Origin of the sequence: Streptomyces sp. NPDC086549, assembly GCF_044746205.1 — a bacterium.
In the GTDB taxonomy this organism is placed as follows: domain Bacteria; phylum Actinomycetota; class Actinomycetes; order Streptomycetales; family Streptomycetaceae; genus Streptomyces.
In genome coordinates this window covers 1-11,913 of the sequence record NZ_JBIVBS010000042.1, presented here as the reverse complement: position 1 = coordinate 11,913, position 11,913 = coordinate 1, and the positions used below count along the sequence as shown (strand labels likewise).

8 protein-coding genes and 1 pseudogene are annotated in these 11,913 nt (G+C 67.5%); 4 read left to right on the top strand and 5 right to left on the bottom strand.

Annotated features, from left to right (window positions below; all coding sequences use genetic code 11):
- Window positions 1–109: 109 nt before the first annotated feature.
- On the bottom strand, window positions 110–493 hold the full coding sequence (locus ACIPSA_RS50265; RefSeq protein ID WP_402648761.1) for a hypothetical protein: 384 nt from the start codon (window positions 491–493) through the stop codon (window positions 110–112).
- A gap of 149 nt (window positions 494–642) precedes the next feature.
- Entirely contained in the window at window positions 643–3,045 is a 2,403-nt protein-coding gene (locus ACIPSA_RS50260; protein WP_402648758.1) for a glycosyltransferase, read from the bottom strand.
- A gap of 841 nt (window positions 3,046–3,886) precedes the next feature.
- Between ACIPSA_RS50260 and ACIPSA_RS50255 the strand changes: the two genes are divergently transcribed.
- Window positions 3,887–4,120 (top strand): hypothetical protein, encoded by a 234-nt coding sequence (locus ACIPSA_RS50255; RefSeq protein WP_402648756.1) that lies wholly within the window; start codon window positions 3,887–3,889, stop codon window positions 4,118–4,120.
- A 15-nt stretch (window positions 4,121–4,135) separates the two neighbouring features.
- Here the strand turns inward: ACIPSA_RS50255 and ACIPSA_RS50250 are convergent, their stop codons facing one another.
- On the bottom strand, window positions 4,136–5,044 hold the full coding sequence (locus ACIPSA_RS50250; protein ID WP_402648754.1) for a hypothetical protein: 909 nt from the start codon (window positions 5,042–5,044) through the stop codon (window positions 4,136–4,138).
- A 583-nt stretch (window positions 5,045–5,627) separates the two neighbouring features.
- Here ACIPSA_RS50250 and ACIPSA_RS50245 point away from each other — a divergent pair.
- Genes ACIPSA_RS50245 through ACIPSA_RS50235 form a run of 3 tightly spaced genes read left to right on the top strand, consistent with a single transcriptional unit; the run spans window position 5,628 to window position 10,166 of the window.
- On the top strand, window positions 5,628–6,560 hold the full coding sequence (locus ACIPSA_RS50245; protein ID WP_402648752.1) for a hypothetical protein: 933 nt from the start codon (window positions 5,628–5,630) through the stop codon (window positions 6,558–6,560).
- Window positions 6,550–9,339, top strand: a complete 2,790-nt coding sequence (locus ACIPSA_RS50240) for a CHAT domain-containing protein (RefSeq protein ID WP_402648751.1) — start codon at window positions 6,550–6,552, stop codon at window positions 9,337–9,339. The genes ACIPSA_RS50245 and ACIPSA_RS50240 overlap by 11 nt, the downstream gene beginning before the upstream one ends.
- Window positions 9,339–10,166 (top strand): hypothetical protein, encoded by an 828-nt coding sequence (locus tag ACIPSA_RS50235; RefSeq protein WP_402648749.1) that lies wholly within the window; start codon window positions 9,339–9,341, stop codon window positions 10,164–10,166. The genes ACIPSA_RS50240 and ACIPSA_RS50235 overlap by 1 nt, the downstream gene beginning before the upstream one ends.
- 1,078 nt (window positions 10,167–11,244) lie before the next feature.
- Here ACIPSA_RS50235 and tpg read toward each other — a convergent pair.
- Together tpg and ACIPSA_RS50225 are read right to left on the bottom strand one after the other, a co-directional pair.
- Entirely contained in the window at window positions 11,245–11,568 is a 324-nt protein-coding gene (gene tpg / locus ACIPSA_RS50230) for a telomere-protecting terminal protein Tpg (RefSeq protein ID WP_402648747.1), read from the bottom strand.
- 108 nt (window positions 11,569–11,676) lie between these two features.
- Window positions 11,677–11,913 (bottom strand): annotated as a pseudogene (locus tag ACIPSA_RS50225) (hypothetical protein); the annotation flags it as partial.

Here is an 11,913-nt window from a genome sequence, read left to right as displayed (position 1 = left end):
GCGCTGGCGGTGGCGCTTCGGCGCGGCTGGGTGGGGCGGGGCCCGCGGCGGGCGCGGGGGGGGGGCGGGGCGGGGGCCCCCCCCCGTCCGCCCCGGGCCCCCCCACGACCTAGCTCTGACGGTCGAGCGACGCGTAGTCAGGTTTGTGAGGCCCGTGGTCGTGGTGATCGTGGTCGCGGCAGTACCCGTAGTCCGAGATCGTCATGTTGACGACAGGCGTGCAGCAGTGCACGTAGTCCGAGATCGTCATGTTGCCGACAGGCGTGCAGCAGTGCCCGTAGTCCGAGATCGTCACGTTGGCGTACGGGGGGCAGGGGTGTTCGGACCCCGGCGTGAAGGTGACGTCGCCCATCGGCTGTATGTGCTGTCCGTACTTCACCGAGCCCGCCGAATCCGCAACGAGGGAGGCGTAAGCCGCCTCCGCGGGAATGAGCAGTCCGGCGGTGGCCAGTACGGCAGGAAGAGCCAGGGAGGTGATGGGGCGGGCTTTCACGGTGGCGCCTTTCTGTGGGGATCTGCACCGAGATGCCGATGAACTCCACGGCAGGGCAGTAGTGCCACCATAAGATTGGCTACCTAACGTGTCAAAACGAACACTTTACGTAATTGGATCAATTGCGCCGGCACCCGTGCGGCCCTGCTTCAGGGAACCGGGACAGCCTCGGTCTGCGCAGGCGCCTGGGCGTGGTGCGGATGCAGCACTTCCAGGTCGGGCATCGCCCAGCAAGCGATGCCCGCATCCCGGGCCATCGCGGCGAAACCCTCGGTCTCGATGAGGTGTTGATAGGGGAAGGACGGGAAGATCAAGCCGTCACGGTGAAGGTCGGCGCGTACCAGCAATGTGGTACCGCCGACCGAGTCGACGCGGAGGATTCCTTGCCCTCGCAACTCGTCGAGGTACGTCCGGCCGAACCCCCTCGGGGGCTGAAGGATGCCGTCACGTAGCCACTGGGACCAGTTGAGCGTGCCGGCCCTCGGGTGAAGGACGAAGGTGTTGAGATCGTACGTAGGCCCACCGGGGGCGGTGGCACAGTGCGGAACGACGATGTCCTTGCGCGCGCCGAGCAGACGCTGCACCAGGTCGACCGGGTAACCGGTGACATCGACGTCGAGCCACAGAACCCATTCCTCGTCGACGAGGGCCCGGGAAAGCAGGTGGTTGCGTACCTTGGCCAGCACCGACCGGCGCCTGCGCTGGATGCCGGGTTCCCAACGGGGTCCGGTCAGCTGGAGCCCGAAGTTGCGGCGCACAAGCGTGACCCGCCGGTACTCCGCCTCAAGTCTGGGTAGGACCTGCTGGAGCATGTCCGGTGTCGCGTCTCGACTGTCGCCCTCCAGCAGGCCCAACGAGATCGCCTCGCGGGGGTAGTCCAGCGCGCGAAGGCGGTCCAGATAGCCGGGCAGGAAAGCGGACGCGTCCTTGAGCGGGCTGAGGACCAACACCCGGGGCCGCTCGCTCGCCGGGGCCGTCGCGGGCACGGCAGTCGGCCGCAGTTTCCGCTCGGAGGTTCGGTCGGTGGTGGTGCCGCTCTCCGCATGGGTGACGTCCCCGGGTTCGATCGGCAGCCGGGTCGCCATGGCCAGCAACCGCTCGGCGTAAGCACCGGGTTCGGCCCAGATCTGGGTCGCCACGTCGAAGTGCTCGGCGAAATGGGACTCGTTGAACGTGTTGGCCCCATGGCACACATAGGTGTACAGGTCGGGTGCGTCGATCGATACGACCCGGGAGGTCCGGACCACCTCTTCCGTCACTGGGGTGTCCTCGCCCCGGCGTTGCGCCGGGTAGCGCGGGAGCCGGTCGATCGCACACACCACCGACCCTTCCCAGACCCGCGCGCAGGAGACCCCGAGCTTGCGGCGGGCCGGCCACCACAGCTGCTCTCGGGCGAGGAAGCACGCCTCGGCGCCGAGTGCGAGAATCGCCGCCATCTGCGTCTCGACCCGCTCCGGGTCATACAGGTCGTCGTCGTCCCACTGGCACACGTAGGGCCCGGTGGCCCGGTCCACCGCCTCATTGCGCAGCTCGCCCAACGACCGCCCCTCCGGGGGGAGCCTATGGTAGCAGATCCGGGGGTCGCCCAGGTCGCGGATGTGCTGCTCCAAGGCGTCATCCGTGCCGTCCTCCACCACTACCAGTTCCAGGTTCGGGTAGGTCTGGTTACGGAAACACGTGATCGCCCGTCGCGCTGTCGCCGAGCGGTCCTTGGTCACCATCAGGCATGACACCGTCGGCGCGGGCGCGCCCGAGGCCCAGCGCCGGCGCTGGGTGTCAACGCTGAGCAGACCGTCAACGAGCGGTTGCAGTTCCTGGCTCACCCGGAACGGAACCCGCTTGCCGGCCGACATCCGCGGCGGCCCGGACGTATCGCACGCCCAGCTGTCCGACCAGTGATGCACAGCGCACGCGCGGTCGTAGTCGGCTTCCTGCGGGCCGAACAGCTCTGTCGCGTAGGGGCTCACCTTTGGGTACAGGACTTCCGGGCCCAGAACTGTGATCGAGTCAGGCTCCGGGGCGCTGTCGATCGCTCTGGTGAGGAAGAACGGGCCTGTCGCGTCCAGAGTGCTGGGCAGCTTGTGGGCACTGACCAATTGGCGGTGCACGTGGGCCCAGAAGGGGTGGCCCGGCCGCGACGCGATGAACGCGTTGCCGACGATGCGGCCGAATCCGCGCTGGCGGGCCAGGAGCAGCCGGGTGTGTACGTCCGGCTCGCAGCCGAGGACGAGCTCGCGCCCCTCAAGGATTCCAGAGACGGAGTGCAGACACTCGAAGTCCAGATCCACGTACAGCCCACCGAAGTGGTCGAGCAGGAAATAGCGAATTGCGTCGGCCCGCATGATCACTTCGGGGTAGCCGTCATAAACCGGCAGGAACCACGGATAGTGCTCCTGAAGGAATGTGCGATTGTCCGCGTCGGTCCACAACCGATACCCCCAGTCGGGGTGGTGCAGACGCCAGGAATCAGCCCACTTCTGCCATTCCAGAGGGAGGTCAGTATCCTTCCACGTCTGATGGATCAGCGAGGGAATCTTCTTCTGTGCGGACATTCGCACAGTATGGCCGGCTATCTGGTCGAGCCGAGCTCCCTGTGGACCCACCGGCAGAACATTCACCCGGCCGGTCTACGAGACACCGCCGTGTGGGGTCTGTGCCGCCGCGCAGTTCCACGGCCGCTGGGACGATGCCGTTCAGCAGAGTGAAGGCGCCTCGTGCGGCTTGATGGCCACAGCCACTGCTTTCACCCCGTTCCCGAAGCTGGGACATCACCCTGTCGCCGGACAGCCGCCGCACGGTCACCCTGTCTACGAGCTGTCGGCGAGTACGAAAGTCGCCGGGCTCTGAGCCCGGAAGGGGGTGCTGGATCCGGCCGGGCAACGCTTCGCGTCGCCACACGGCCGGACCGCCGCTCCGGCTGACCGCCTGCGGCTTGGAACCCATGACCGCGCTTCACCTCGCGGGCATCATCCGGTCGCAAGATGATGCCCGGCTGTGATCCACCGACCGAGATCAGACTTGCTGCAGACCGGGGACGCAGGATGGGCACAGTCCCCGGTCGGTGACCTCGGCCTTGAACACCATGAAGCCGAACCGCGATGAAGGGCATAAAGACACCCCCCGAACTGCGCGCAGCTTCGGCCTCGGTGCTGCTCGCCAGCGCGGCGCCTGACCCGCGAACGCCCGTGGGGCCGCCCGCTCGTCACACCGGTCCGCCACAAGAACATCACGCCCTGTGCGCGAACGGACCTCGACCAGACATGACTCTCCGTCAGCACATTGAGATCACAGAGGGGGTTCATGAACACGCCCGCACGCCGAACACCACAAACAATCACGCGCCGACCAGACTGCGCCGTACTCGCTAGCAGCAGCGGCGGTCACACTTGAGGTGTGACCGCACCACTCGGCAGAGACGGCCGCCCCCTGGTGACTACGGCTCAGGCGGCGTACTCGCTGGGCATGAAGACGTCCGGTCAGTTCCGTGAGTGGGCACGACGGCGCGGCGTCGCGCCCGCCGCCTCGCAGCCCAACCCCGCACGCGGCCAGGCCCTGGCCCTGTGGGATCTCCGCGATATCGCTGACGCCGTGCGCAGCGGCGAACCGCAGCCTGATCAGGATCCGTGAACGTCCGGGCCGCGCTCACTTGACGCGCTCGATCGGATCGGGCGCGGAGGAAGCGGAGCCGCAGCTGCCCGCCTTGCTGGCGGCTGCTGAGTAGCCGTAGGCGTCCGTGACGTGGGCGTTGACCTGGTCGATGACGCCGTTCACCTGCGTGACCAGGCCGGTGATGAAGGACTGGGCACCGGTGATTGCCTTCTCTGCATCGGCGGGCGTCGGCTTCCCGTCGCCCTCGTTGTACGCGGGCACGTCCGTCTGGACGGCCCGCATGCTGGACCGGAGGCTGGAGACCGCCGTCCGCAGCGCCGACAGGTCGCCCGTGAGCGTGACCAGGTCGGTGCTCACGCCGTTGGCGTCAACGCTCACGCCGTTGGCATCGACATCGACGCCGTTGGCGTCGACACACACCTCCGACGCGTCGCTCGTGGACGACTCGGCGATGACCGCCTTCTCGTCGTCGTGGGTGGTCGTGAGGTCGTCGCCGACCGTGGAGACGTCGGACCCCAGCGTGGACAGGTCGTCCTTGAGTGAGCCCTTGTACTTCCCGACCGTCCCGTAGTCGTCCGCGAGGGCCTGGATCTCCTGCTTGATCTGCTGGTCGTGCTCCGTGCGGCCGTTGGCGCGTGTGACCGTATTCCTCAGTGTCCCGAGCGCCTGGTTGTAGTCGCTCGGCGAAGCCCGGTGGTAGGTGACGGCGCGTATGCTCCCGTCGCCCTGGCGCACGTTCAGCGTGAGGGTGCCGTCGGACAGGTTGCCGTAGTCGGTGTGGAAGTCGATCTGAAGGGTCACCGAGCGGCCGTCGATCCGTCCCGTGAACGAGCCGGTGCTCGTCTCGACGGTCGCATCCGGCGGGCTGCCGGATGCCATCGCCCGGTCGATGGTGCCCTCCAGTTCGCCAGAGGCGTCCGCTTTCCACTGGAGGAAGGCCACCCAAGAGGAGTCTGTGGAGAGATAGCCGGCCACCCCGGCCGGTGCCGAAGGCTCTCGGCTTCGTTCTGGAACGGCAGTGGGTTTCGCGCCACAGGCAGCCGTGCTGAGAACGACGAACAATGACACGAACACAACTCGTCGCACAGCGCGGACGGTACAGGCGCGACGCCCGGTTGTCGACGGGTCAGGAGATCTCGTCTGATGTCTCCTCAACGACATCGTTTGAGGTGAGGGGATCACTCAGGGAACCCAGTTGCTCCAGTGCGGAAGGGATGGGCGATGATGTTCGGGCAGGCACGGTCTCGCTCGGTTCTCATGGGTCTCGACAACCACATGATCACCAGCACCGTGCCTGCTCTACTCTGCGGTGCTCCTTGCCGCGCAGCGGACATGACGGCACGTCACCCGCGAGACCGGCGAACCCGGACCAATGCTCATCACGCAATGCCCCTGGGGCAGGTCCGGCCTACCCGCTGTCACGCGACCACGCCTGTGTCCGCGTGGCGGATGCTCGGTAACTAACCGTACAATTCTGACAGAGTGACGTACGCCATATCGCCCGTGTCCGGAACGGGGGTCGGACATGCCCGAGGAAGCAGCTGAGCGGCGTTCTGCAGGTCCGCACGCCGAGGAACCGAGCGTCGAAGAGCAGGCTCTCGCCGCGTTCCTGGAACGGATCGAAGACCTCGCAGTTCCCGCGGAGGACGGCAGTCAGCAGATGAGCATCGAGGCGATCCGGGAACTGGTCGCCTCCGATCCCGAACAGACGGCCGCGGCCTGCCGCCATCTGGTCGGCAAGGCCAAGGCGCGCACGGGCACCTGGCATGCCTTCGCGCAATTGGCCGTCGTCATCGCCGCGCTCTATGACATGGAGTTCGACGACGACACGCTGACGGAATGGGTCGAAACGGAGCTCGACGCCACGGGGATCACAGTCCGTCAACCCAAGGTGGAGCCGGTCTCTCCGGAGCAGGACCAGGAAACACCCGACGAGACGCCACTGCTGTTCCCGGTCCCCCTCGATCGCGTAAAGGCCGGTGACGTCTATCCCTTCGTCGTCACCTTCTCCCACCGCGCACAGGGACTGGGGCCCGAGCGGATCGCTGAGCTCAGGAACCTGCGGGGCAGGTTTGTGGTCAGCTTCGTTGTTCCGGATTCGGATCCCCGCGAGGTGTGGGAGATCCCTGAGATCCGTGCCTACGTGGAGCAGCTCTGCGACAAAATGCCGTATCTGCCCTATTACTTCAAACCGCAAGACAGCGGATCGTTGTTCATGTGGCTGGCATGCCTGGCACCGACCCACGCCTGCTCCAGGGGGCGGTTGGATCTGGACGATGACGACGTCGTCACCCACACCGCGTGGAGCGTGTATGCCACGAGGACACTGGCCGAGGCGCTCGGCGACGACCCCGACGCTGCGTGCGCCGTGCTGTTCTCTCCTCTGCCTCCTCCTTTCATGGCCCGCATCAACTCCCTCGTCGAGCAGTTGCCGGAGGACTTCGGCCATGGCCAGTGAGAGCGACACAGTGGCCCGGGTTGTGACGGACGTACTGGAGGGACGGCTGTCGCTGCCCGAGGCGGAGCGGCGGCTCGAGGGCGATCGCGCGGACTACGACCTGGTCTTTCACGAGACCCGGCAGCAGGAAGTCGTGGAGCTCGTGGACCGCATCGGAGCGGCCTCCACGGCGCTGCACGCCATGACCATGACCAAGCTCGGCGTCGCGGCCGCGGCGTTGTTTCCCGCCGTGATCCGTGGAGACATCCTGACGGAAGGCGCTCTGCGGCTGCTCGCACTCGATGACCCCGCGGACGCGTTCGACTTCCTCGAGCGGGCCGTGAGCTTATTGGAGGCCGATGAACAGATGAGCCTCAGGGTTCGTCGGCTTCGGCTGCACGCCCTTGCCCTGATGGGCCGTCATGAGGAGTTCCGGCGCGACTGTCCCTCCGTCGTCGCGGAGGCGGAGCGGCTGGGCAGCCCGGTGGACCTCAGCATGGCTCTCATGGACCAGGCGGATGTCACGGCCGATGCCGGTGACGCGAGAACCGCACTGGACACCGTACGGGTGGCTCGGCGCATCCGCGGCACGGTGCGGGCACACGACGAGGGCCCCGCGTACTCCCTGGTGTCGTTCGCCTACCAGCATGCCTTGATCGCTCGGCAGGCAGGTCTGTTCGAGGAGACCCTTGAGGTGCTCGAGGAGGCCCGGGAACTCGCGTTCTCGGCCGGTGACTCCGCCCTGGCCGCCCGGATGTTGAGGGAATCCGGACGCACCTGGGAATTCCTCGGCGAACGGGAGCGGAGCGCACGGATGGTCGAGCAGGCGGCAGCGGAGGCGGAAAGACTCGGCTGCCACGCCTGGGCGACCGAGTGGCGGGGCGAGTTCGCGGACGGAGTGGACGACCGGAACGAGAAGGGATGGGCCTGGCGGCGTGCTTCAGTGATCATCCAGCGGCAACCGGAGCATGCCGCCGAGGCGGTGCCACTGCTCAGAACATGCATCGCCGAGGCGCGCTGGCTCCACCAACCCGTGTACGAGGCGGACGCCCGCCACGCACTTGGAATCGCTCACGACCTCTCCGGCAACCGGGCGCAGGCCGAAGTCGCCCTGCGAACCGCTGTCCGGGCTGCGGAGCGCAACGGTGACACGCTGCGCGTCGTGCGCTTCCGCATCGACCTGGTGCGCAACCTGATCCGGCAGACCAAGGCCCACCAAGCCCTGTCGGAACTGGCCCCGGCCGTCGAGTTCGGCGAGCAGTTGCGTGCCGAGGCCGCCACCATCGAGCTGCGGCAGAGCGTCGCCGTGGCCTTGTCCGAGGCGTACGACGCGGAAGTGTTCGTAACCGCCGTACTGCACCAGGTGGGTGAGCCAGTCGACAGGAGCGACAGTGCGGCGGAATTGCCTTCGCACCCGCGCTCGTTGCTCGAGTTGGGGCAGCGGGCCCGGGCCGCCACCATGACCGAGGCACTGCGCGTCGGTGAGGTCGTAGAGGCCAGCGCGGATCAGAGGCTGGTGCCCGCGGTTCTCCGGCTGCGCGCGGCTGAGGCAGCCCTTCAGCTCGCCGCCGCCGAGTTCCGGAGCCTCACCGAGCCGATCGCGGAACGGGAGCGCGCCGCCGGCGAGCTGGAGCAAGTCGCCGCCAGCGCGGGCAGATCACTTCGTGTGAACGCCGATCCGGTCCCCGCCGAAGGACTAGCTGACAGCCTGGCCCCGGGCGAGGTCCTGGTCGATCTTCTGACGGTACCCGAAGCCGTGACGATTACGTGTCTCACCAGTGACGGCCGCACCACAGCCCGGCTGTTCAAGTGGGGCGCCCGGATGCGACGCCGTACCTTGGTGCGCCTGCAACGGGCACGTCGCGAGTATCTGAATGCGCACCCCGACGATCTCCACGAGACCCGTGCCCTAGCCCAGCAGAGCGCGTCCCGGCTCGACGAAGGGCTGTTCGCCGCGATCGCCGGGGCAGTGGGAGAGGTGTGCTCCAAGCCTCCTGTGCGGCTGTTCGTGAGCCCGGAGAACGAGTTGTTCCAACTTCCGTACTGGCGCCTGGCCGGCCTCCTGCCGGGCTGCGCTGTGAGCGTGCTGCCGACCCCGGGCGCCCTGCCCCTGCTGCGAGCGCGGAGCCGCGACGGCAGACGACCGTGGATCTCGGTCTCGGATCCGTCGCGCACCCTTCGCCACACTGCCAGGGACATCCCCGAGTCACTGGGCTACCAACCGTGCCCTCCCGAGACCAAGGCCCTGCTCGCCGCCCTGCCCGATGCAGGCCGGGTCCACTTCGCGTGCCACGGCCACTTCGACGCCGACAGCGCCTACCGTTCCGGGCTTGAGGTAGCCCCGTCATCAGTACCGGATCCGCTGGGGGCCCGCAAGGAACAGCGGCAAGCAGGCCTCGAACTGTTCACCGCCGCTCAGATCACCGGACGGTTACTCTTGCCGCACTGCGCGCTGGTGGTGCTTTCGGCCTGTGACTCCGGGCTGCCCCGGCATCACGCGGCCAGCGAGTTCACCAGCCTGCCGGGCGCGTTCCTGACCGCCGGGTCCCGCAATGTCATCGCGTCCCTATGGCCAGCGCACGATGCGGCCGCAGCACTGCTCATGAACGCCTTCTACACCGCGGCCGCCAGCTCGCACACGGCGCCCTCCGCCGCGCTGGCCACGGCACGGCAGAGGCTCGCCTCGATCAGTCGTGCGGAGGCGGTCGCCCTCCTGGGCACGAAGGATCTACCGCCGTTCGACCCGCCGTTCGCGGACAGCGTGTACACCGACTGCTTCCAGCACTATGGAGTCGACTGATGCCCGATCCATCCCGTCTGTTCATCCGCGCACTGTCCGGCATCTGGGGCAACGGCTACTGGGTGACCTGGCACCCCTCGGCCCGGTACCGGCTCGGCGACGTCGGCACGGCCCAGGGTCCGGGGCTCGTGCCGATCAGCAGCCTCGACGAGATCGGCATCACCAGTTCCCAGCTCGCTCCCACTACCCGGGACGAGCTGACCTGGCGTACCAGGGGCGGGGTCAGCGTGACCTACAAGGCGGCGGGACAGGCCGGTGGCCCGTTCGCCGCGCTGGCCGACGCCCAGGCGGGCGCCCTGGTTGAGTTCTCCCGCGAGAACGCCCTGCTGGTCGCCTACCGAGGGCTGACCGAGCACCGTCTGGCGGACCAGCCGCTCCTAGCCAGGGAACTGATCGAACGCTACTGGGCAGGCACCTGGGAGCTCGACTGGTGTGTGATCAGCCATCTCGTGACGGCCAAGTCCGGCACCGTGCTCCTCGCGGGTGAGAAGGGTGCCCTGATCGAGATGCGCGCGCAGGCCACCCTCGGCGAAGCCCCTGCCGCGCTGGCCGACCTCGCAGCCGGTGTGCGCGGCGCCCGTTCCTCCGGACTGGAACTGGAACTGCTCGGCAAGCAGGTGACGCCGTTCTTCCGAGTGCTTCGTCTGCGGCGCAGGTTCATCCGAGGGATCGAAGGCGTATACGGCGACGTACGGACGCTGCGCACCTCGGCGAACCGGCCGCCCGACGTGCCGACGGACGTCCTGGAGGAGATCAGGGAAAGCCCTGACGCCGCCCTGGAGTTCCCCGACCAGCCGACTTCCGCCCTCGGCGACGGGACCGCGTAGTGTCTTGAGACGAAAAGCGTTTTCCCCGTTCCCGGATCGACCAGGGACCGGGCCGTCGCGAGGTCTGTCACGACGTGTCAGCGTCGGTATCGGTGCGGGAGAGGTTGCGTGCCCACTGCTTCAGCTCGCCGACGCGGTAGACGAGTTCGGTGCCGCGAATTCCACTGGCATCCGGGAATTCGGGGTCGCTGCCGCGTCAAGAGCATTGCGTGATGAGGATTGGTCCGGGTTCGCCGGTCTCGCGGGTGACGCGCCACCATGTCCGCTGTGCGGCAAGGAACACCGCAGAGTAGAGCAGGCACGGTGCTGGTGATCATGTGGTTGTCGAGACCCGTGACAACCGAGCGAGACCGTGCCTGCACGAACATCATCGCCCATCCCTTCCGCACGGGAGCAACTGGGCTCCCTGAGTGATCCCCTCACCTCAAACGATGTCGTTGACCTGCGGCGTTCCTGATCAGTGCGGCGCTGGTCGCAAGCTGGAGAACACGGTGGTGACCGCCGACGCCCTGCACACCCGGGTTTCTCCGCCAGGACATCGACGGAGTGCTGGCCGGTCTGACCTCGGACTACAGCTCCGCTGTGGTCAAGGGACACGTCAACAGACTCAAAACGCTGAAGCGGCAGATGTTCAACAGGGCCGAGCTACCGAAAGGACCTGCATCAGCGCGGCAGCCACGTTCATCCCCCGTGCGCGTTCCTCGACACCGACACCACTGACCGGGAGTTGGTCTGCAACCACAACGGGCCACTCCAGACCAGAACACCAGCAGGGCCAAGTGGAGAGGTCCGGGGCCACGATGGTCCTGGGGTCCTCCGGGTCAGGAAGAACTGGGGGCGGCCAGGCGTCGCCGCAGTGGGAGCATAGCCATTGGGTGCGGATCCTTTGAAGTGATGCTCGACTCGGGTCAGTGACCGCCTTCGTGCTGTGGTCGTTTGCTCAGCAGCTGGCAGGCAGCCTCGACCGCTTCTCGGTTGAGCTGTTCACGTGAGACGCTCCAGTTCGCTTCCCAGCGGTCCAGATTGTGTGCGCAGTGGACGAGTGGCTCCAAGTCGTCTGGATAACCGAGGTCGTAGGTTATGTCTGCCCAGATGAGGTGTGTGCCGGTGGCGGGATGGAGAGACCCGCTCGGCGCCCGTGGTCCTTGAAGTGGACCTCCTGGACGCCTTCGGCAATGACCTCGTTGGGGCTTTGGGCACCGATGCCCCGCTGGGCGTCCAAGAGACGCCGGGCATACTCGGCCGGCAGGTGGACCGTGATGCGCCGCATGCGGCCGTCGTCGGTAGTGCCGATGGGCGCGGTGTAGCCGAAACGGGCGCGGGCCTCCACAGTGATCCCGGTCGTAGTAGCCGCCTCCCTGCGGCAGTCGCGGCCAACCCCGCAGGTGCGCTGGCGGCGCACGTACGACCGGGCACGGCGCTTGCTCGCGGAGTTGGAGTAGGGGTGGCCCGCTAGGCGTGCCGGAGTTCAATGTCGGACCGCCACGGCCTCCGTGTGGGGTGTCGGTGTTCAGGGCGGGGCTGCCACGGCTGCCGCCGCCGCGGTAAGGATGCGGTGCAGGACGGGGACCGGGATCGCCGGGTTGGTGACCGCTGCCCATGCCGTGTCGCGGTCGTGCAGCAGCCCGGCCAGGACGCGGGCTGGCAGCTGTGGATTGCGCACCGCGGTGCCGCGGACGTGGGCCTCCGGGTCGTTCAGCAGCCGCACCGCGTCGGCCGGTGACAGCCGGGGGTCCTCAGCCGCGCG